This is a genomic window from Aestuariivirga sp. (assembly GCF_965227715.1).
Taxonomy (GTDB): domain Bacteria; phylum Pseudomonadota; class Alphaproteobacteria; order Rhizobiales; family Aestuariivirgaceae; genus Aestuariivirga.
In genome coordinates this window covers 3,064,373-3,085,662 of sequence record NZ_OZ245771.1, presented here as the reverse complement: position 1 = coordinate 3,085,662, position 21,290 = coordinate 3,064,373, and the positions used below count along the sequence as shown (strand labels likewise).

21 protein-coding genes are annotated in these 21,290 nt (G+C 60.8%); 7 read left to right on the top strand and 14 right to left on the bottom strand.

What is annotated here, in order from left to right; all coding sequences use genetic code 11:
* Positions 1-102 precede the first annotated feature (102 nt).
* From ACO06F_RS14640 to ACO06F_RS14625, 4 genes are all read right to left on the bottom strand, one after another.
* A complete protein-coding gene (locus ACO06F_RS14640) occupies positions 103-618 on the bottom strand; it encodes a peptidoglycan-binding protein (protein WP_421693482.1) in 516 nt (171 codons plus the stop codon).
* Positions 615-1,709: a His-Xaa-Ser system radical SAM maturase HxsC gene (hxsC, locus tag ACO06F_RS14635; RefSeq protein WP_421696692.1), complete on the bottom strand. Its 1,095-nt coding sequence runs from the start codon at positions 1,707-1,709 to the stop codon at positions 615-617. The genes ACO06F_RS14640 and hxsC overlap by 4 nt, the downstream gene beginning before the upstream one ends.
* Entirely contained in the window at positions 1,706-3,115 is a 1,410-nt protein-coding gene (hxsB, locus tag ACO06F_RS14630) for a His-Xaa-Ser system radical SAM maturase HxsB (RefSeq protein WP_421693481.1), read from the bottom strand. Before hxsB ends, hxsC begins: the two co-directional genes overlap by 4 nt.
* Before the next feature lie 409 nt (positions 3,116-3,524).
* Entirely contained in the window at positions 3,525-4,175 is a 651-nt protein-coding gene (locus ACO06F_RS14625; RefSeq protein WP_421693480.1) for an SOS response-associated peptidase, read from the bottom strand.
* A gap of 20 nt (positions 4,176-4,195) precedes the next feature.
* On the opposite strand from ACO06F_RS14625, the gene ACO06F_RS14620 reads away from it, so the two are divergent.
* On the top strand, positions 4,196-4,624 hold the full coding sequence (locus ACO06F_RS14620) for an NUDIX hydrolase (RefSeq protein ID WP_421693479.1): 429 nt from the start codon (positions 4,196-4,198) through the stop codon (positions 4,622-4,624).
* A 113-nt stretch (positions 4,625-4,737) separates the two neighbouring features.
* A complete protein-coding gene (locus ACO06F_RS14615; RefSeq protein WP_421693478.1) occupies positions 4,738-4,995 on the top strand; it encodes a hypothetical protein in 258 nt (85 codons plus the stop codon).
* Positions 4,996-4,999: 4 nt separating this feature from the next.
* Here the strand turns inward: ACO06F_RS14615 and ACO06F_RS14610 are convergent, their stop codons facing one another.
* From ACO06F_RS14610 to ACO06F_RS14600, 3 genes are read right to left on the bottom strand one after another with little or no spacing between them, the layout of a single operon-like run.
* A complete protein-coding gene (locus tag ACO06F_RS14610) occupies positions 5,000-5,635 on the bottom strand; it encodes a LysE family translocator (protein ID WP_421693477.1) in 636 nt (211 codons plus the stop codon).
* The gene (locus ACO06F_RS14605) at positions 5,635-6,624 is read right to left on the bottom strand and encodes an MDR family oxidoreductase (protein ID WP_421693476.1); all 990 of its coding nucleotides are present in this window, start codon (positions 6,622-6,624) and stop codon (positions 5,635-5,637) included. The genes ACO06F_RS14610 and ACO06F_RS14605 overlap by 1 nt, the downstream gene beginning before the upstream one ends.
* A 13-nt stretch (positions 6,625-6,637) precedes the next feature.
* Entirely contained in the window at positions 6,638-7,963 is a 1,326-nt protein-coding gene (locus tag ACO06F_RS14600) for a dihydroorotase (RefSeq protein ID WP_421693475.1), read from the bottom strand.
* A gap of 72 nt (positions 7,964-8,035) precedes the next feature.
* On the opposite strand from ACO06F_RS14600, the gene ACO06F_RS14595 reads away from it, so the two are divergent.
* From ACO06F_RS14595 to ACO06F_RS14580, 4 genes are read left to right on the top strand one after another with little or no spacing between them, the layout of a single operon-like run.
* On the top strand, positions 8,036-8,851 hold the full coding sequence (locus ACO06F_RS14595) for a YgfZ/GcvT domain-containing protein (RefSeq protein ID WP_421693474.1): 816 nt from the start codon (positions 8,036-8,038) through the stop codon (positions 8,849-8,851).
* The gene (locus ACO06F_RS14590; protein ID WP_421693473.1) at positions 8,848-9,438 is read left to right on the top strand and encodes a DNA-3-methyladenine glycosylase I; all 591 of its coding nucleotides are present in this window, start codon (positions 8,848-8,850) and stop codon (positions 9,436-9,438) included. The genes ACO06F_RS14595 and ACO06F_RS14590 overlap by 4 nt, the downstream gene beginning before the upstream one ends.
* Entirely contained in the window at positions 9,422-10,030 is a 609-nt protein-coding gene (locus ACO06F_RS14585) for a hydrolase (RefSeq protein ID WP_421693472.1), read from the top strand. The genes ACO06F_RS14590 and ACO06F_RS14585 overlap by 17 nt, the downstream gene beginning before the upstream one ends.
* Positions 10,027-10,530, top strand: coding sequence for a tyrosine phosphatase family protein (locus tag ACO06F_RS14580; protein WP_421693471.1), 504 nt, complete (start codon positions 10,027-10,029; stop codon positions 10,528-10,530). The genes ACO06F_RS14585 and ACO06F_RS14580 overlap by 4 nt, the downstream gene beginning before the upstream one ends.
* A 10-nt stretch (positions 10,531-10,540) precedes the next feature.
* On the opposite strand, the gene ACO06F_RS14575 is transcribed toward ACO06F_RS14580, so the two are convergent.
* The 5 genes from ACO06F_RS14575 to ACO06F_RS14555 form a co-directional block, all read right to left on the bottom strand.
* Entirely contained in the window at positions 10,541-11,401 is an 861-nt protein-coding gene (locus ACO06F_RS14575) for a branched-chain amino acid aminotransferase (RefSeq protein WP_421693470.1), read from the bottom strand.
* A 97-nt stretch (positions 11,402-11,498) separates the two neighbouring features.
* The gene (locus ACO06F_RS14570; RefSeq protein ID WP_421693469.1) at positions 11,499-12,455 is read right to left on the bottom strand and encodes a cell wall hydrolase; all 957 of its coding nucleotides are present in this window, start codon (positions 12,453-12,455) and stop codon (positions 11,499-11,501) included.
* A gap of 172 nt (positions 12,456-12,627) precedes the next feature.
* Positions 12,628-15,318, bottom strand: coding sequence for a pyruvate, phosphate dikinase (gene ppdK, locus ACO06F_RS14565; RefSeq protein ID WP_421693468.1), 2,691 nt, complete (start codon positions 15,316-15,318; stop codon positions 12,628-12,630).
* Positions 15,319-15,467: 149 nt separating this feature from the next.
* Complete coding sequence (locus ACO06F_RS14560; protein WP_421693467.1) at positions 15,468-16,700, bottom strand: MFS transporter; 1,233 nt, start codon at positions 16,698-16,700, stop codon at positions 15,468-15,470.
* 82 nt (positions 16,701-16,782) lie between these two features.
* The gene (locus tag ACO06F_RS14555) at positions 16,783-17,661 is read right to left on the bottom strand and encodes a LysR family transcriptional regulator (protein WP_421693466.1); all 879 of its coding nucleotides are present in this window, start codon (positions 17,659-17,661) and stop codon (positions 16,783-16,785) included.
* Positions 17,662-17,750: 89 nt separating this feature from the next.
* Here ACO06F_RS14555 and ACO06F_RS14550 point away from each other — a divergent pair, with 89 nt between their 5' ends.
* A complete protein-coding gene (locus tag ACO06F_RS14550; protein ID WP_421693465.1) occupies positions 17,751-18,746 on the top strand; it encodes a sodium-dependent bicarbonate transport family permease in 996 nt (331 codons plus the stop codon).
* Between the two features lie 84 nt (positions 18,747-18,830).
* On the opposite strand, the gene glyS is transcribed toward ACO06F_RS14550, so the two are convergent.
* Positions 18,831-20,933, bottom strand: coding sequence for a glycine--tRNA ligase subunit beta (gene glyS / locus ACO06F_RS14545; protein WP_421693464.1), 2,103 nt, complete (start codon positions 20,931-20,933; stop codon positions 18,831-18,833).
* Between the two features lie 63 nt (positions 20,934-20,996).
* Positions 20,997-21,236 (bottom strand): CDGSH iron-sulfur domain-containing protein, encoded by a 240-nt coding sequence (locus tag ACO06F_RS14540; protein WP_421693463.1) that lies wholly within the window; start codon positions 21,234-21,236, stop codon positions 20,997-20,999.
* Positions 21,237-21,290: the final 54 nt, after the last annotated feature.

Sequence of the window (21,290 nt, the reverse complement as noted above, 5' to 3'; positions counted from 1 at the left end):
TAATACCGAACGATCCAGTTGGCCTCGAATTCACTTTTAATGGATCAGGAACAACGAATGCATTCCCCACAGACAATAGAATCTATTTGTCGGAACACCCATTCACTCCGCCGTAATTCCAAACTTTGTCAAAACTTCCGGAGTAATCGTACCTGTTATTGTAAGACCCCACTGAGACTGCATTTCAATAAGAGCAGACCTAGTTGGTTCATCAACTTCACCACTGATTGGACCATGGTAGTATCCAAACGACTTCAATCCAAGTTGAACATCAAACACAATTTCCTTGAATTTCTTGGAATTCCCGGGAAGCACTGAGAGTGGGGCCCGTGGTGGAGGCGCCGGTGGGCTGTATATAGGTGTCGGAGATGACCTATAGAGAAATGTTCCTCCGCTCGAAGAACGATGGCTCGCATGAGAGCTATGTGAACTATGTGAACTGTGTGAACTATGCCCAGCCAAGGTATAACGATGAGATAGCTGGAACAATCGACCCTTCTGAAATGACTCTTTTGGATTCAGATTTGAACTAACCGAATTTGCGATCGCGGGATCTCCGATTCGAAGAGGAAATAGTCCTGCCGCCAATAAGGATGGGATAAGAAATTTACGCTTCATAAGGGCTGCAGTCCCAGCTTTGAATACCCATTCGATTGATCATACCATTCAAAGAAACCACTGCAGGTATCGAGGAGCCTACAACCAGTACACGTATCCAGGTATTTTTGCTTCCAGTCAGAAATGGTACGTGGCGCCTGCTCTCTGTATTCTTCAGGTATGGTGCAGAGAGGAAAGTTATACAGCTGAGTTTGGATTCCCAGTCCCATCGCGGTATCGATTGCCCTTGCGATTGGAGAGAATGTCCTAGAGTTATCAAAGAACAGTCTGTTCCAGTTTTTTCGGCCAAATCCTATTCTCTCTAACTGCATTATGGCCCAACGCTCTACAAACGGAAGCTTAAGCGAAATAAACTCCGCCGTAACTTCGAGGTCTGCAACATTCGAATTCAGTACAACTGTTCTCAATTCAATTTCGGCGTTCCCCCTCATTAAGATTGAAAATGACTCTTGCAATCGTGCGAATGCACCAGACTTACCAACTATCTCGTCATGAGCCGTCGAATTTGATGAATAGAGAGGAACGCCCCACAATACACGTCCCCGTGGAATTGCTCTTACGAAGGGAATGTCCGAGTGCGTGAAGTGTTGACCATTTGTTAGAATATGAAACGACAAGTCGGGGCGATTGACGAGGGTCCTTCTCACCAAATCAAAAAGCTGCTCCTTGAACAGCGTGGGCTCACCCCCCGACAAACCAATTCGCGCTCCCATCGGAGCCAATGATACAGCTAGTTCGAGATACTCAAACATGTCGCTGTGATGCGCCTTCGGTGGCTGAGAACACATCTCACAAAGCTGATCACATTGTTCTGTCAACAAGAGGGTATTGTGAATTGATGCAGATCTAATCAGGCGTGAAGCGAGTCTCTTAGAGGGGTAAACAAGGATGACATCACGATCAAGAGATTTCCAGTCTGTGTATTCGACGAGCAATTCTCCCCGTTGGCTATGGTAGATTGCTCCGCCTTTTGTAAGTCGGGTGACATGCGCGTCGTGCTCTACGAAACCCGGCCTCCAATCCGAGTTTAGCCGCAAGACAAACGGGGACGCTCCTTCCTCAACTCCAATTCGAAGAAAGAGAGGAATCATTGACGCGCCCTGGAAAGGCGGCGAGGCCAAGTTTTCATTCCAGACCAGGCGGCCAAGGAGAATTGTATTGCCTCGTCTTCGTCATATATCAGGCTAAAGATTTTGTCGAATATGGCCAGATGTCTGCGACAGAACCATGTCATATCCCTTGGAACGTCTATGCGACCATATCGCGAGATATCGTCTACGATGTCGCTGCCGCAAAAAGGTTGATATGAACAGTGCACGCAGTCCGGATCGTAGTTGTTCACTGAAGACATGTTCAGTGCATCAATTCTAGACTGGTCGACACCATCTCGAAGTGTTCCAATGGAGAGGTCAACTTCGCCTATTCTTGAGAGCATACGGCACTCATCCGTTGGATACAGAAGGCCGTCATAATTAACGACAATATAGTCGGTGCCAAAGTAGCTTGGATTGCGCAAGTCGACGTGTCCGTCCAACCCTGATCGAATTACTCTCTTGAGACAATGGCTAAAATAGTAATCCTCGACTATCCTTTTCGTCCGAAAGTTTCGCTCTATTAGATGGTCAATAAAATCGGAATGAAAATCATTCCACTTCATCCCAGCGGATTGATGCTGTCCCTTTCGACGGGCAAAACCCTGAAAGTTTATTGGACGCAGGAAGATTGACGCGATCCCTACAGACTCATATGTGACGATTAGTTGCTCAATGTCCGGTGGAGAATTCACGTCAATTGTGGGCAAGGCGGAGAGGTGTCCCTTCTTTAGTATCGTTGCAGCAACACCCAAGTTGTCGAAGAATTGGTTCGCAAGAGGAATGCTCTTGGTACGCTGTGCGTCATGTAGGTGCAGAGGACCGTCGACTGAGGTACTTACGTAAGTATCATTGGCACTTAGGAACGCCCACTCAGCAGGACCCACATTTTGCAAGTTTGTGCAGACAACAAATTCAGACTCTGTGAAACGGTTCCGACAGTAGTCTCTTACTCGCTCCAAGTAATCGAGCCTTAGTAATGGCTCTCCACCTTGGAACTCAATTTTCACTTTAGAGCTTTCCAATTTATCGAGAAATTTGATAAGCGTTAGAAAAATCTCTTCAGTCCAGTCGTAACCAAGGGCCGTTTCAGCGGCTCGTGAGACCTGGCAGTAACCGCAGGACAAATTACAGCGAAGCGTAGGGATCAGAACCAAGTAAGATAGTGGCTTCAATGAAGCTAGCCTTCGCCCCATCCTAAATGCAAAAGACTCGTAGGAAATATCATCCACATCCTCAAATGCACTTCCAATTCGGTTGAGGAACTCAAGATCTTCCGACGAGAGCCGATCAAATGCATAACGCTCTAGGAACTGCCGGTCTGCCCTGAACCAAGTTCCACTTTCATCAGTGAATAACAAATATCCACTTGACATGGTTCTGAACCTGAGGGGCCAAATCTTCATTCGCGCGATACTATACCAAGCAGTTGTCGCCGCATCTCTAGCGTTTCGTGATACACTTTCTCTCGATAGAGCGTATATGCGATGTCCCTCCGCAGATTGGGCTCTACTTCGGGATCGCAATCTAAAACTACTAAGATTTGATCACGGACTGAAATGTGATGGCTTGGATAGAGATAAGTCAGACGAAGGACAGCGCTTTGAAGGTATGGAACAAACTCAGAAGATATCGCAACTTCAACGAGCACCGAAACTCCTCCTAGCCACTGCAACTCCCACCTTGGCATCATTAATATAAATCTAAGTATGCATCTACCTATTTGCTTAGAATTAGTACTTAGAAGATGAAGCTCGAGTATCTGCAGGTAATCTCTCACGGGGCGACACTGCGATCCCGCCCCCGCCAACCCCCTTAAAACAAACTCAACTGATCCGGCTTCCGCACCGCCGCCGCGCGGCCGATCACCGTGGGCTCCAGCGTGAAACTCTCATCGGGCGCGGGGCGGATCAGCCCCGCTGCCTCTTCCGCCTCGCCTGTGAGCCAGGTCTCATAGTCCTCCGGCGCGATGATCACTGGCATGCGGTCATGGATGGTGGCGAGTTCTCTGTTGGGGGCAATGGTCATCAGCGTTGCGGTTTCGATTTCTGAGCCGTCCGCACCCATCCAGTGTTCCCACAGCCCTGCGAAGCCGAACAGGCACTTGTCCTGCCGCTGCACGAAAAAGCAGGTCTTGCGGCCCTCGGCACCTGACCATTCGTAATAGCCATCCGCCGGAACCAGGCAGCGCCGCCTGCGCATGGCATTTCGGAAACTGGGCTTCTCCATCACCGTTTCGCCGCGCGCATTGATGAGGGGCTTTCCGGGCTTCACCTCCTTCACCCAGGAGGGGATGAAGCCCCAGCGCACCAGTGCAAAGCGCCGCGCGCCATCTTCCATGCGGATGATGCCGATGGGCTGCCCCGGCGCCACATGGGCGCGCGGCGGAAATTCCGCTTCGTCCCGGTACTGAAACCACGCCCTGGTTTCCCTGGCGCTCTTCGAGAGGCTATAAAGTCCGCACATGGGGCGGAGTTTAAACGCGAATGGCAGGTGAGCAACAGTGGCCGAAGCTCGGTGTTTCAGCCTCGGTGTGGCGGAACGGCAAGGTGCTTCTGGTCCAGCGTGCCAAGGCGCCCTTCGGACTCTGGGCCTTCCCCGGCGGCCATCTGGAGGCGGGCGAGACGCTGGAACGGGCAGCCGCCCGCGAGCTTCGCGAGGAAACCGGCCTCACCGCCGAATTCAAGGGTCTTGTGGGCCTTTATGAGGTGATCAGGCGGACTGAAGCGGGGCTGCTCAGCGTCCATTATGTGATTGCCTGCTACTGGGGCCTTGCGGGCCCGGAAGAGCCGCTGGCGGCGAGCGATGCGGCGGCCACTGCCTGGGCCGATCCGGACCAACTCTCGGGCTTTACCCTGGCGCCCAACATGGAAGAGGCGATTGCCCGCGCGGGGAGCCTTTACCGGCAGGGCTGAAACTTCGGCCCACTGTTAACCTTCGTTTAAGGAACGGGTGGCCCCGGCCCCGATCATCGTTAAGGTGGGGCTGAGGCGCGGAATGATGCCGCGCTCCGAAATTGATGGACAGCATGCAGATTATTGCCGACAGGTTGACCGACGCCAATCCCGCCGAGGAGAAGCAGCTGGCGCTCCAGTTCCTCCGCGATGCGTGGGAGGAAGCGGCCTATGAAGGTGTTGACCGGGACTGCATCGCCACCGCGGCCATCTTCGCGGCCCTCTCCGAATTGATCACCACCTATGGCGAAGAACCCGTGGCGGTGATGTGCCAGCGCCTGCCGGACCGCGTGCGCGCAGGCGAATTCACCTTGGCCCGCAGCCGCCAGTAGCAGGCTAGAACACGGCATCCATCAGCAGGGCGAAGCCGAAGGCGGCGATCAGGACGCCGGTCCAGCGGTTGATGCGGTTGAACAGGGTCTCGCTGATCCGCTCCCGGAAGCGGGAGACGATGAAGCTGAGGAACAGCCACCAGGCCATGCCGCCGAGCGCCACGCCCACGACGACGGTGGGCGGCCGAAGCATGTCTTCATGCAGGCGGAGCACGCCGTTCATGGCACTGAAGATGGCGAGGAAGGCGAAGAGCTCTCCGGGATTGGTGATGGTGAGGGTGAAGGCCCCCAGCATGCGCCCGGCCACCTGCCCGCTGCGAACCGGCGTATCCTGCACCAGCACACCCAGCCCCGTGCTGCGCTTCCGCGCCAGCCTCACGCCCATGACCACCAGGATCAACCCGCCAAGAAGAGCCAATGGCTGCGCATATTTGGTGATGAAGCTGGCAATGGAGCTAACCCCATAGGCTGCGGCGGCGGCATAGAAACAATCCGCCACCACAGCACCGAGCCCGATCAGAAAGGCCGCGCCGAAGCCGCGCCGGATGGCGTTGCGGATGATCAGAATATTGACGGGCCCCAGCGGCGCCGTGACGGCGAGGCCAATTGCCATGCCCGTGAGGAGGAGGAGAAAATCCATCAGCCCTGGCGGATGTCCACCACCACCCGGCCCTTGACCTTGCCTGCCACGATATCGGCCGCGACCTGCGGTACCTGATCGAGGCTGACATGGGTGGTGAGCGCGTGGAGCTTCGCGAGGTCCAGGTCCTTCTGCAGCCGCGCCCACACCTGAAGGCGCCGCGGCATGGGCGTTGCAACCGAATTGATGCCGATGAGCTTCACGCCGCGCAGGATGAATGGCGCAACCGTGGTGGGCAGGTCCATGCCTTGCGCAAGGCCGCAGGCCGCAACCGTGCCATCCGGATTCATCTGCGAGAGAATGTTGGCGAGCGTCACAGAGCCCACGGAGTCAATGCAAGCCGCCCAGCGCGATTTGGCCAGGGGCTTCACCGGGCCGTTGAACTCATTGCGGTCCACAACCCCTGCCGCCCCGAGGCTCTTGAGGAACGGCTCTTCGGACACGCGGCCGGTGGAGGCGATCACCCGGTAGCCGAGCTTCGCGAGGATCACGATCGCTGTGGTGCCCACACCACCCGCAGCCCCCGTCACCAGCACATCGCCGTCCGAAGGCTTCACCCCCTGCTCTTCCAGCGCCATGACGCAGAGCATGGCGGTGTAGCCCGCAACGCCAACCGACATGCAGTCCGCCGCCGTCCAGCCGTGAGGCACTGGCACCAGCCAATCGCCGTTGACGCGCGCCACTTCGGAAAATCCGCCATGGTGGCCTTCTCCCACGCCATAACCGTTGAGCACCACCTGATCCCCCGCTTTCCAGCGCGGATTGCTGGAGCTTCGCACGACCCCTGCGAAATCAATGCCGGGGATCAGCGGAAAGCGCCGTGCGATGGGAGAAGTTCCCGTGATTGCCAGCCCATCCTTGTAGTTGACGGAGGAATGCGTCACGTCGACGGTCACGTCCCCCTCCATCAGCTCGGACTCTTCGAGCCGCGTCAACTCGGCCTTCTGGCCTTGCTCCGTCTTGGTGATGAGAATGGCACGGAAGGACATGGATTCTACCTTTTCAAAGCGCTTCTAGAAAACGGATCGGCTGGCCTTGGGCCGCGCCAATGATTTCATCGTTCCACATAACCATCCGCCCACGGACGAAAGTGCCCACCGGCCAGCCGGTGACGGTGAGGCCGTCGTAGGGCGTCCATTTGCAGCGGCTCTCGATCCAGTCATTGCGGATGGTGCGCTGCTTCTTCATGTCGACGATGGTGAAGTCCGCATCATAGCCTTCGGCGATGCGGCCCTTGCTGGCCATGCCGAAGATGCGGTTGGGACCATGCGATGTCAGATCTACAAAGCGCTCAAGCGTCAGGCGGCCCTTATTGACATAGTCCAGCATCACCGGCACCAGCGTCTGGACGCCAGGCATGCCTGAAGGTGAGGCGGGATAGGGCTTGGCCTTCTCCTCCAGCGTGTGCGGCGCATGGTCGGAGCCCAGCACATCGGCAAGGCCCGATTGCAGCGCCTGCCATGCACCTGCGCGATGCTGGGCCGCACGCACCGGAGGGTTCATCTGCAGCAGCGTGCCGAGCCTCGCATAATCATCCCCCGTGAATGTGAGGTGCTGCGGCGTGATTTCGACCGTCGCAATGTCCCGGTTGGCGGCAAGCAGCGGGAATTCCTCAGCCGTCGAAATATGCAGCACATGGATGCGCTTGCCTGCGGTGCGCGCCAGGCGCAGCAGGCGCTCGGTGCAAAGCCGAGCGGCTTCCGCATCGCGCCACACCGGGTGGCTGGCGGGATCACCCTCGACGCGCTCGCCCTTGCGGTCATTGAGGCGGAATTCATCCTCGGAATGAAAGGCCGCGCGGCGGCGGATGTTCTTGAGGATCTGGGCCACCCCGTCATCATCATCAACCAGGAGTGACCCTGTGGAGGAGCCCATGAACACCTTGGTGCCGGCACAGCCCGGAAGCTGCTCCAGCTCGCCCAGCAAATGCGCATTCTCTCGCGTGCCGCCCATGTAGAAGGCGAAATCGCAATACATGCGGTTGGTGGCGCGCTTCACCTTGTCCGCCAGCGTTTCGGCCGTGGTGGTGAGCGGATTGGTGTTGGGCATCTCGAACACGCCCGTGACACCCCCCATCACCGCCGCGCGGCCGCCAGTCTCGAGATCTTCCTTGTGCTCGGCCCCGGGCTCGCGCAGATGCACCTGGCTGTCGACCACGCCCGGAAGGATGTGGAGGCCGGTACAATCGATGACCTGGCCTCCCTGGGAGTCGCTGAAGGAGCCGATGCCGGTGATGCGGCCCTGGCTCACTGCCACGTCACGGGGGCCGGTTCCGTCATGATTGACGAGAATTCCGCCTTTCAGGATCAATTCGGCGTGGAAGGGCATGATAATCCTCGGGCAATCCTTGATCATGGTTCAGGGCCTTCGTAAATGTGGATTGGAAACGAAGCAACAGCGATGCGCGACATTCATTTCGAGGCGGGCCTTCTCCCGGGCCGGGCTGTCCTTGCCGTCACCGGGCCGGAGGCAGGGCATTTCCTGCACAACCTCCTCACGGCGGATATCGAGCGGCTGTCCGAAGGGGAGGCGGCCTATTCCGCGCTGCTCTCCCCCCAGGGCAAGATCCTGTTCGACATGCTGGTGAGGCGCCAGGGAGATGGCTATCTGATTGATTGCGCCGCTGCACAGAGCCTTGAGCTTCTGAAGCGCCTCGGCTTCTATAAGCTCCGCGCCAAGGTGGAGATCGCGGCGCGGGATGACCTCGCCGTGGCGGTGTCCCCTGTGGAGATCCCCAGCGGCTACCAGGACCCGCGAACGGCTGCAATCGGATGGCGCAGCATGGGCGATGGCGCGCAATCGGAGGCCAAGGGCTATGACTCCGCCCGCCTGGCGCTTGGCCTCGCCGAGGGCGAGGAGCTGGCGAGCGGCGGGTTTTTTCCGCATGAGGCCAATCTGGACCAGCTGGGCGGCGTCAGCTTCGCCAAGGGCTGCTATGTGGGGCAGGAGGTCGTTTCCCGCATGGAACACCGCGGGCTGGCCCGAAGCCGCATCCTGCCCGTGCACACCTCCCGCCCGGACCTGCCGAAGGGCACTGAAATCAGGGCGGGCGAGAAGCTTATCGGCACCATTGTCTCCTCAGCCGGCGAAACCGCGCTGGCCCTGATCAGGCTTGACCGTCTGGCGGAAGCGGACGCGCCGCTCGCCGCCGATGGCGTGGCCGTGACGGTGCTGAAGCCGGACTGGGCCCGCTATGACGTTCCGGGTGCGGCATGAGTGCCGTCCGCCACGAAGATGGCCTCTGCCGCTGCAACTGGTGCGGCACGGACCCGGTCTATGTCGCCTATCACGACACGGAATGGGGGGTGCCTGAATATGACTCGCGCGCACTCTTCGAGAAGCTGTTGCTCGATGGCTTTCAGGCCGGCCTCTCCTGGATCACCATCCTCAGGAAGCGTGACAATTTCCGCCGCGCCTTCGATGATTTCAACCCGGAGAAGATGGCGCGCTACACGCCGAAAAAGCTCGACAAGCTGATGCTGGACGCCGGAATCGTGCGCAACCGCCTCAAGATCGAGGCGAGCGTGTCCAATGCGCAAGCCTATCTCGCAATCCCGGATTTCTCGGCTTACCTGTGGGACTTCATGGATGGCGTGCCGCTGCAGAACAAGGTGCGCGGCATGGGTGACATTCCGGCGAAGACGCCGCTTGCCGAGAAAATCTCCAAGGATTTGCAGCGGCGCGGCTTCCGCTTCGTTGGCCCCACCATCGTCTATGCTTTCATGCAGGCCTGCGGATTGGTGAATGACCATGTGATCGACTGCCACCGCCATGAAGCCGTGAAGCATGGCGCGCGCCCCTGAACCGCCGCGCGCCTGGCAGCGCATGCTTTCAGGCCGCAGGCTTGACCTGCTGAACCCTTCGCCCCTCGATATCGAAATCGAGGACATTGCCCATGGCCTGGCCCGCGTGGCGCGCTGGAACGGCCAGACCAAAGGGGACCACGCCTTCTCCGTCGCACAGCATTGCGTGCTGGTGGAGGAGCTGGCCGTTCACTGTACCCCGGCGCTTAACCGTGAGAGCCGGCTGGTGGCCCTCCTGCATGATGCGCCGGAATATGTGGTGGGCGACATGATCTCACCCTTCAAGGCGGCGCTCGGCCTCGACTACAAGGCCTTCGAACACCGGCTTCTGGCCGCGATCCATTTGCGCTTCGGACTTCCGCCCGCAGCACCGGCAAAGCTGGAGGCCTTCGTCAAGACCTGCGACCGCCTGGCCGCCTATCTTGAGGCCACGCAACTGGCGGGCTTCAGCCTGGAGGAGGCGCAGAAATTCTTTGGGAAGCCCAAGGGCCTCGAAGGCGAAGGGGCCGCGCGATTCTCCCGCCTGAAGCCCCTGGCCGCCAATGATGCAGCCTCACTCTATCTCAAGACATTCAGGAGCCTTGCGCCATGATCATCGTCGGCCCTTTGAGCAAGGTGCAGCCCCTCGTGGATGCGCATGGCGTTCGCCACGTGGTCACGCTCCTTGCCCCCGGCACACTGCATGAGCCGCCCACCGGCATCGCTGCGGACCGTCACCTCAAGCTTTACTTTCATGACATCGTGCAGGCCATGGACGGTCACACGCCGCCCGAACCCAAAGACGCCGAACGGCTGATCGCCTTCCTTGCAGACTGGGACCGGAAGGACCCGATGCTGATCCACTGCTGGGCCGGCATCAGCCGCTCCACCGCCGCGGCCTATACGGCCTTGTGCATGTTCCGCCCCGAAGCCGATGAAGAGACCCTGGCCACCGAGCTGCGCGCGGCCTCGCCCTCTGCAACGCCGAACCGGCTGATCGTCTCGCTGGCGGATGAGGTGCTGGGCCGGCAGGGGCGGATGGTGAAGGCGATCGAACGCATCGGCCGCGGCGCGGATGCCTTCGAAGGCACGCCCTTTGTGCTGAGGCCGTGAGGAGCGGAGATCAGCGCCCGTTCAGCGCGTAGTCCCAATAAAGATCCCGCGCCGTCTGCATGATTGGGCCGGGCTGCAGGCTGCGGGTCTCGATGCGGGTGACGGGGGCAACCTTGGCCCAATTGCCGGTGGAGAAGACCTCGTCAGCCTCCAGGAATTCAGTCCAGCGGATCGAGCGTTCATGCACCTTGATTCCGGCATCGCGCAGGAGCTGGATCACGCGCTGGCGGGTAACGCCGTTGAGGAAGGTGCCGTTGGGAACGGGCGTATGCGCTTCGCCATCCTTTGCGTACCAGATGTTTGCAGTGGACAGCTCAGCCACATGGCCCAGCGCATCCAGCATCACCGCATTGTCGAAGCCGCGGGCGCGGGCTTCGCGGATGGCGCGGGCGGAATTGGGATAGTGGCAGGCTGCCTTGGCATCCGTTGGCGCATATTCGAAGGAAGGCCTGCGGAAGGGCGAGCAGGTGATGGCAATCCCCAGCGGCTTGGGGATCGGCGCATCATAGACGGACACCGAGAACTGCGTGCTCTCGGGGTCCACATCCACGAAGCCGTCTTCCGCCCAGAACATGGGGCGGAGATAGAGCTCAGCACCACGCGGGAACTTGGCGATCCCTTCGCGGATGATCTCCTCGATCTCGACGGCGGATTTCAGAACCTTGAGGCCGAAGCTCTGGGCCGAGCGCACGATGCGCTGGCAGTGCAGATCAAGATCGGGGGCCACCCCTTCAAAGGCACGCGCGCCATCGAACACGCAGGAACCAAGCCACGGCGCGTGGCTCATCGGACCCATCAGCTGCGGGTTGCCGCTGTGCCACTCGCCCTTGTACCAGGTCCATGCGGTACCGGTGGTTTCTTTCCACGCCATTCTCAAAACTCCTGTTGATCCGACATCCTAGCCATGCGGGGCTAAAACAGAAAGGGCGCCCATGGGGCGCCCTTTGAAACACTGCCATGCGCCGCCGTCACGAATCTTCGTAGAAGACGTGATGGCCGATCTTGATGAGCCGCTTCATGCTCTTGGCCCAGGCGGGGCGAACATAATCGGCGTGGTAATTGGTGGCGGAGCCCACAGCGGCAACCTTGGCGTCGCCGCCTATGGCCTTCTGGGCGATGCGCTTGGCGTTGGCCCAGGCGGCCGCACTCTTCACATCATCCGGCAGCCCGTCACAGGCAAAGGAGAACTGGCAGGAATTGCGCCGGCCCGAACCCTGATAAACGACGCCGCAAATGCTCTTGGGATATTCCGGGTTCTTGACCCGGTTGAGAATGACCTTGGCCACGGCCAGCTGGCCCAGCTCCGACTCGGAGCGCGCTTCGAAATAGACGGCGCGGGCAAGGCAGTTTTCCTCGGCGAGCTGCACCCGGCGCATGGCAATCGCCTTCTGGGTGTCCTTGTCCTTGACCTTCTTGACCGAAGCGCTGCGCTTCAGCTTGATGACCTGTTCGATCTGGGTGGGCGACGGTGCCAGAACCACGCGCGCGCGGACCTGATCGCTTTCTCCGGTGAGATCGACGGAGGCCGGAACGATGCGGATCTTCTGCTGAGCCGGGGCCTGCTTCTGCATGACGAGATCGCCCTTGCCGCCGGTGATAACCGTTTGCGCGTCATAGGCAACCTGGGAACTGAAGGACGTCTTGTTCACGGTTTCGAGGCTGGTCGCATCCGCGACGAGAGAGCCCTTGGCGAGAATATTGGAGGACGGGCCCGAGAAGCTCTCCAGCACATCATCCGGTTCGGCGTTATGGGCAACGGCGTTTTGACCCATGTAATGGCCCGCAAATGCGAAAGCCAAGACGAGCAACACGCCGCCCACCACCATCGGACCATACTCGGCAAGAAGGCTACGCCCCTTGCGCTCGCTATAGTCCTCGAACTCCCAGGCCTTCGCGGGCCCTGCTCTGCGCGGTTTTCTCTTCACTTCCCCTCGACACACCGTGCCCGTAAATATTACGGCGCTGTTAATTTGCGGTAGTCTACGAGAGGCTCGTTTAACATAGGTTAACCATGCGGGCAACCCGCAAGGGCCATTTTTCAGCCGGAATCAGGGCAGGGTGAAGGCGTGGTTAACGCTGTGCCACATTTCGAATTGTTCAAATTTTAGAAAGACTTGCCTGCGCTGCAGCCAGCCTGGCGATGGGCACCCTAAAGGGAGAACATGACACATAGTCAAGATTGACTGTTTCGCAGAAGGCAATCGAGGCCGGATCGCCCCCGTGTTCGCCGCAAATGCCTGTTTTCAGGCCAGGTTTCGTCTGCCGCCCGCGCTCCGTGCCGATCCGGACAAGCTCTCCCACCCCTTCGATATCCAGTGAAATGAAGGGATCCATCTTGAACACGCCCTTGGAGGTATATTCCCCGATGAAGCGGGCTGCATCGTCGCGGCTGATGCCAAAGGTGGTTTGCGTCAGATCATTGGTGCCGAAGGAGAAGAAATCCGCCGATTCGGCAATCTCGGCTGCCCGGAGTGCAGCCCGCGGCAGCTCGATCATGGTGCCGACCGAATAGTCGATGACCAGTCCCGTCTCCTCAGCCACCTGGCTTGCGATTGCCAGGACGCGCTCTTTCACGACGTCGAATTCGGCGCGCGAGGCCACCAGCGGCACCATCACTTCCGGGATGGGCGCCTGGCCGGTGCGGCGCGCCACTTCCGTTGCCGCCTCGAAAATGGCACGGGCTTGCATTTCCGCAATCTCGGGGTAGGAGATCAGCAGCCGCACGCCGCGGTGGCCGAGCATGGGATTGAATTCCTTGAGCTCGGCGATGCGCGCGCGGAGCGTATCGGGATTGGCATTCATCTGTTCTGCCACCTCCTCGATCTCATGGTCGGCCTGGGGCAGGAATTCATGCAAGGGGGGATCGAGGAGACGGATCGTCACCGGGAGCCCTGCCATGATCTCGAACAGCGCGATGAAGTCATTTCGCTGCATCGGCAAGAGTTTTGCCAAGGCCGCCCGCCGCGCATCCAGCTTGTCGGCAATGATCATCTCGCGCACTGCAACGATGCGCTCGGAATCGAAAAACATGTGCTCGGTGCGGCAAAGGCCGATCCCCTCCGCGCCGAATTCCCGCGCGGTGCGGGCATCGAGCGGGGTTTCGGCATTGGCCCTCACCCCCATGCGGCGGAAGCTGTCCGCCCAGGTCATCAGCAAGGCGAAATCGCCGGAGAGCTCCGGCTTGATGGTGGCAACCTCCCCCCTCATCACCTGGCCCGAAGAGCCATCAATGGTGATCGTCTCGCCCTTTTTCAGCAACACCCCCATGACGGATAGCGTGCCCGCCTGATAATCGATGCGGAGCGAACCAGCACCGGACACGCAGGGCTTACCCATGCCGCGCGCCACCACCGCTGCATGAGACGTCATGCCGCCGCGCGTCGTCAGGATTCCTTCTGCGGCATGCATGCCGTGAATGTCTTCTGGGCTCGTCTCGATCCGCACCAGAATCACGCGGCGGTTCAGTGCCTTCAACCGTTCGGCCTCATCGGCATCGAACACGATTTCACCCGATGCGGCACCGGGTGATGCGGGAAGCCCCGTGGCGATCACCTCGCGTTTGGCCTCCGGGTCCAGCGTCGGGTGCAGCAGCTGGTCGAGCGAAGCCGGATCGATGCGCAGCACCGCTTCTTCCCGGCCGATCAGGCCTTCCGCCGCCATGTCGACCGCGATCCGCAAGGCGGCCTTGGCCGTGCGCTTTCCGATGCGGGTTTGCAGCATCCAGAGCTTCCCTTCCTGGATGGTGAATTCCATGTCTTGCATGTCCCGGTAGTGGCGCTCCAGCAGGTCGAAGGTCCGGCTGAGCTCGGCAAAGGTCTCGGGCATCAGCGCTTCGAGCGAGGGGGCATCGGAAGCCGCCTCGATCCGTGCGCGCTCGGTGATGTTCTGCGGCGTGCGGATGCCGGCGACCACGTCCTCGCCCTGGGCGTTCACCAGAAACTCGCCATAAAGCTCCTTGATGCCGGTTGATGGATTGCGGGTGAAGGCAACGCCCGTGGCAGATGTGTCACCCATGTTTCCGAATACCATGGCCTGCACATTGACGGCCGTGCCCCAATCTTCCGGAATGCTGTTGAGCTTCCGGTAGGTGATGGCGCGCGCGCCATTCCAGGATTTGAAAACAGCGCTGATGGCGCCCCACAGCTGTTCATGCGGATCCTGCGGGAAGGCATCACCCGTTTCATTCTCGACGAGTGCCTTGTAGCGCGCGATCAGGCCCTGCCATTCTTCCGCGGTAATGTCGGTGTCGAGCGCATAGCTCCGCTCATCCTTGAAGCCGCCCAGAATATCCTCGAAGTCGGCATGATCCACGCCCAGCACGACATCTGAATACATCGATATGAAGCGGCGGTAGCTGTCGAAGGCAAACCGCCTGTCGCCCGAGCGCTGGGCCAGGCCCTCGACCGTCTGGTCGTTGAGGCCGAGGTTCAGCACCGTATCCATCATGCCCGGCATGGAGGCGCGCGCGCCTGAGCGCACGGATACCAGAAGCGGGTTGGAGGCTTCGCCGAAGCGCGCACCGGCGACGGTTTCCACCTGGCGCAGGGCCTCGCTCATCTGCGCGTCGAGGCCTTCGGGATAGTTCTTCTCATTCGCGTAATAGGCGGTGCAGACCTCGGTCGAAATGGTGAAGCCCGGCGGAACCGGAAGGCCGAGATTGGCCATTTCAGCGAGGTTCGCCCCCTTGCCGCCGAGGAGCGCCTTCATGTCTGCCCGGCCCTCCGCAGAGCCGCCGCCAAAGGCATAGACGAATTTTTGCGCTGAAGCCGCCATGTCAGAGTTTCCCATTGGTCGCGTTATCGTTCTGGCGTGTAGCGGGCGGCGGCCCGTACAGAGAAAACCACAGCAGAGGCTTGCGTGCAATGCAATATCGCAGCTGCGTCATCCAGCCCTGCCCCACCGGCAACGGGAAATTCCCGCGCGGGTTCCAGCCCCTGTCAGGCCGTCGCGGCCGTGAGCGGCATGCTGGGGCGGCGGACATAGAGAATCCACAGCGCGATGGACAGGTTCAGGACGTTCCAGCCCACGCCATTGATGAAGGCCGCGGTGTAGGACCCGGTCCAATCATAGATGACGCCGGACATCCACCCGCCCAGCGCCATGCCGAACACGGTGGCCGTGAGCACGGTGCTGATGCGCGCGCCTGCCTCCCGCGCGGGGAAATGATCCCGGATGATCAGCGCATAGCTCGGTACGATCCCGCCTTGCGACAGGCCAAAAATGGCCGAGACGATATAGAGCGAGGCCAGTCCATCGAATGGAATATAGGCCAGCAGCGCCAGCATCTGCAGGAAGGACCCGGCAATGAGCGTGGGGAGGCCGCCGATCTTGTCCGCAATCAGGCCCGAGGCCAGACGGCTGACGACGCCGAAGCCCAGCATGAGAGACAACATTTCCGCGCCGCGCGCCGGGCCATAGCCCAGGTCGGAGCAATAGGCGACGATGTGAACCTGCGGCATGGACATGGCCACACAGCAGGCGAGCCCTGCCAGCACCAGGGCGGGGAACAGCAGCGGGTGGCTGGGCAAGAGGCCGCGATGGCCGGCCGCCCGGCTGGCGGGGCTTGCCGTATCATGGAAATGCGGGCGCTTCCGCAGGAATTGCGCGAGCGGCAGCATGATGACGATGCAGAGAACGCCGATTGCCATATAGGTGGCGCGCCAGCCATAGCGCTCGATCGAGGCCTGCATGAAGGGCGGCCAGATGGTGCCTGCGATGTAATTGCCCGACGCCACGATGGCAATTGCAATGCCGCGCCGCTTCAGGAACCATTGCGAGGCATCCGCCACCAGGGGCCCAAAGGTTGCCGCACTGCCGAGAAAGCCGATGAACACCGCTTGCGCCGCCACGAACTGCCAGTAGCTTTGCGACAGCGCCGCCAGGAAGAAGCCCAGGCACAGGGACACGGCTGCAATCGACACCGGCACGATGATGCCGAAACGGTCCGCCACGCGGCCCATCACGAAGCCGCCGAAGGCAAAGCCGATGAAGGTGGCGGTATAGGGCAGCGATGCGCCCGCGCGGTCCACCCCGAACTCCGCCTGGATCGTGGGCAGCACGACGACGGCAAGCCACAGCCCGATGCCGCCCACCACAGCCAGCAGAAGCGAGATCGAAAGCCTGAACCAGGCATAGCGGCTGTCGGGCGTATAGGCGGAGGACACGGTCATCCTCTCTCCCTAGACGTGCAGAGCCTCAAGGTCAAAAGCGCACGGGGGATGGTCTGGGGCGCGGCAGGCGCATGGGGCCGCGTCAAGGGTGTCCGGCGCGCGCCAGCAGATGGGCCCTGAAGGCCGCGGCGATGGGGGAAAGCTGCTTTGCCCTGGGGTGCACCACATGCCAGCGGGACGAGATGGGAAAGCCCTCAACCGCCAGCACCTTGATGTCCTTTCCGCCCTGCAGCGCATGGCGCGAGATGACGCCGATGCCAAGCCCGCCCGCAACCGCCTCCTTGATCGCCTCATTGCTGCCGAGCGCCAGGCGGATATCGGGCTTGAAGCGCCGCCGCGCGAAATGCCGGTCCGTCGCCATGCGTGTGCCGGAGCCCGTCTCGCGCAGGATGAAGCGCTGACCTTTGAGATCGGCCAGCGCCAGCCTCGCGCCGAATTTCGCGCCGCGCGCTGCGATGACGACGAGCGGGTTTTCCATGAACACGTCATCCTCAAGGTCCATCCCTTCGGGCGGCATCGACATCACGTAGATATCGTCCCGGTTCTCCTTCAGCCGGGCCAGCACGCCATCCCGGTTCAGCACTTCGAGCGAAACTTCGATTGCGGGGTGGGCGCGGCAGAAACTGCCGATCAGCCGCGGAATGAAATATTTGGCCGTGCTCACCGCCGCCACCCGCAAATGCCCGCGGGAGAGGCCTTTCATCTGGTCCACGCGCTGGGTGAAGGCGTCCCACTCGCCCGTCATGGCGCGCGCCGCCAGCGCCAGCTCCCGCCCCGCATCGGTCAAGTGCACGCGCTTGCCGATCACCTCATAGAGCGGAAGGCCGACGGACAGCGTGATCTCCTTCAGCTGGGCCGATGCCGTTGGCTGCGTCACATGCATCGAAGCGGCGGCGCGGCTGACACTGCCCGTCTCCGCGAGGGCAAGAAACAGTCGAAGCTGGCGGAAAGTCACGTGCATAGACAAAATTCTATAGATTGAGCATCTAAAATCAATTTTTATCGATAGGGCGGACTGGCTATCAGCGGGCACCCAGAAGGAGGCATGCCATGCAAAATCTGCTCGATCCGGCCATCTTGTTCTTCGTCTTCGGCGTCTTGGCGGGCGCGCTGCGCTCGAACCTGGAAATCCCCAAATCCATTGCCAAGTTTCTCTCGCTCTATCTGCTGATGGCGCTGGGCCTGAAGGGCGGCTTTGCGCTGGCGCATACGGGCCTGACTGCCAGCGTGGCGCTGAGCCTGCTCGCCGCCATCGCCATGGCCTTTCTGGTTCCCGCCTTGGGTTACGCCTTCCTCAAGACGCGCGTCTCGCATTTTGATGCCGCAGCAGTGGCGGCGGCCTATGGCTCGGTCAGCGCCGTTACCTTCGTTACCGCCAGCCAGTATCTGGATGCGCAAGGACTAGCCCCTGGCGGGCACATGGCCGTGGCTCTGGTCCTCATGGAATCGCCTGCCATCATCATGGCTGTGCTGCTGGCAAACGCCATCCGGCGGCGGGAGGGCACAGCCGTGCTTTCCGGCGCGGCGCGGAGCGTGGGTGCAGCCGCCGCTCCCCTATCGGTTGGCAAGATCCTGCATGAGTCCTTCACGGATGGCGCGCATCTTCTGCTGCTGGGCTCACTCGCCGTTGGTTTCTTAAGCGGCGAGGCGGGCAAGAGCATGATGCAGCCCTTTGCCGGGGATCTGTTCAAGGGCATGCTCGCCTTCTTCCTTCTCGATATGGGCCTCATGGTGGCGCGGAACTTCCATGAGGCGCGCAAGGCCTCGCCCGCACTGCTGGGCTATGCCGCTGCGGGGCCGCTGCTCCACGCCGGAATCGCCCTCTGCCTGTCATGGCTCTTAGGCCTCACCGTGGCTGATACGGCCCTTCTGATGGTGCTCTCCGCCAGCGCCTCCTACATCGTGGTGCCTGCGGTGCTGCGCTATGCGGTGCCGGAAGCAAATCCCGCCCTCTACTTCGGCCTCAGCCTCGGCATCACCTTCCCGCTCAACATCCTGATCGGCATCCCGCTCTATACAGGCCTCGCGCAAAGGGTGATCGGCTAGCCCATCTCCGGATGCCGACAGGCCAGCGAAGGCTGGGGTGACGGAGCTGAGGGTGCGTAAATCCTGCAGTGGCCGCGCGCGGTGCTACCCCTCGATCCTCGAGAAATCGGCCACTTCCGCCGTGGCGGCGCGGATGTGGTTCAGCAGGCGGAGGCGGTTTTCGCGGAAGGTGGCGTCCTTGTCGTTCACCGTCACATGCTCGAAGAAGGCATCAACCGGCCCGCGCAGCCTGGCGATTGCCGCCATGGCGCCTTCGAAATCCTCCTCGCGGAGCGCGCGGCGGGCCTGGCCCACGGCCTGGGTGATGGCCGTGTGCAGCGCCTTCTCCTCGCCCTTGATGAGCTGCGAGATGTTCACATCGCCATCATAGCTGCGGCCGTCCTTCTTCTCCTCGATACGGAGAATGTTGGAAGCGCGCTTGACGCCCGAGAGCAGGTTCTTGCCGTCGTCCGTCTCAAGAAAGCGCGACAGTGCCTCGACGCGGTTGACGATCAGCACCAGGTCATCCTGGTGGCCGAGGGCGATCACGGCGTCGATGAGGTCATGCCGCGCACCCTTGTCGCGCAGATAGACCTTGAGCCGCTCGATGAAGAAATTGAACAGCCGCAGATTGGTGCTGGCCACGGGCTTGGCCCGGAAACCACCGGGGCTCAGGCTGGGGTCGAACTGCCCCGCATTGCGGCGGTCATACTGCGCCTGCAGCAGATCGACGAGATTGAGGCGCAGGTCACTTTCGAGAATCTGGCGGATGACGCCCAGTGCCGCGCGGCGCAACGCGTAAGGGTCCTTGGAGCCCGTCGGCTCCTCCGCAATGGCGAAGAAGCAGACCAGCGTGTCGATCTTGTCCGCGAGCGCGAGGGCAAGGCCGGTAGGTGAGGATGGTATGGAATCGCTGGGGCCAACCGGCTTGTAGTGATCGCGCACCGCATCGGCGACCTCTGCTTCAATATGTTCGGCAAGCGCGTAATAACGGCCCATCAGGCCCTGCAATTCGGGGAACTCGCCCACCATGCCGGTGACGAGATCCGCCTTGGCCAGCAACGCCGCATCCACCGCCTTCTTGGGATCGCTCTTGATCAGCTGCGCAATCTCGCCGGCGAGGCTGGCGATGTGGCGCACCCGCTCACCCTGGTTTCCGAGCTTCGCATGGAAGGTGATGGCATCGAGCTTCTTTGCCCAGTCTTCGAGCCGGACCTTGCGGTCCTGGTCCCAGAAGAACTTGGCATCCGACAGGCGGGCGGCGATCACCTTGTTGTTGCCGGCGATGATGGTCTTGCCGCCGTCTTTGGCCACCAGATTGGACACCAGCAGATAGCGGTTGGCAAGCTTGCCCGTTACCGCGTTGCGGAGCGCGAAGCATTTCTGGTGGTTCTTGATCGAGGTGGCGATCACTTCCGGCGGCACGGCGAGGAAGCTTTCATCAAATTGGCCCATGAGCACCACGGGCCATTCGACCAGGCCTGCGGTTTCCTTCAGCAGCCCTTCATCCTCGATCAGCTCAAGCCCCTGTGCGAAGGCGAGGTTGCGCGCCTCCGTGCGGATCGTTTCGACTCGCGTTGCGGCATCGACGATCACGAATGCGCGGGCGAGCTTCTGGGCATAATCCTCGAAGCGGCGGACCTCAATATGCTGGGACCCCATGAAGCGGTGGCCGCGCGTGACATTGCCGCTGCGGATCCCTTCGATCTCGAAGGGAACGACCTCGCCATCGAAGGTGCAGATGATGGAATGGAGCGGGCGCACCCAGCGCAAGGTGCCAGACCCCCAGCGCATGGATTTGGGCCAGGGGAATTTGCGGATCGTGTCCGGCACCACCTCGGCAATGATCTCCGGCGCGCCGCGGCCGGGCTTGCGGATCATGGCGATGTAGAACTGGCCCTTCTTGTCATCCTGCACTTTAAGCTGCGGCAGGGTGAGGCCCGTTGATTTGAGGAAGCCGTCAATCGCCGGCTGGGGCGCATCAACGCGCGGGCCCTTGCGCTCCTCGTTCACGTCGGCCGCCTTGGCATCGAGGCCCTCGACGGAGAGGACGAGCCGGCGCGCGCCGCCATGGGCCTGGGCGCCTTCATAGGTGAGGCCTGCCTCCACCAGCGCGTTCGTCACCATCTGGCGCAAATCTTCCGCCGCCTTCTGCTGCATGCGGGCGGGAATTTCTTCGGAAAACAGTTCGATCAGCAGTTCAGGCATGGGGCACTCCGCGCGGGGCCTGCCGATTAGCAGCCACGCCCCGGCTTGTCACCCCTTTGGCCGTCACAGCGCCTTGTGGCTGCCGTCGCAGAAGACGGGGTTCTTCGTGTGCTTGCAGGCGCAGAAGAACTTGCGGCCAGCGGCCTCTGCCGTCCATTTGACGGGGGTGAAGTCCGTGCCCTTGTGCGAGCCGTCGCAGAAGGGCTGGTTTTTGGACTGGCCGCAGGCGCACCACCAGTAATCCTTGCCGGCCTCCACCTCGACGGGAACGGGGGATTTCTGTGCGATGACGGGATCGGCCATTGGGGTGCTCCTGGGATCGGTAATTGACACTGTTACAGTGTCAACAGGTGGAGG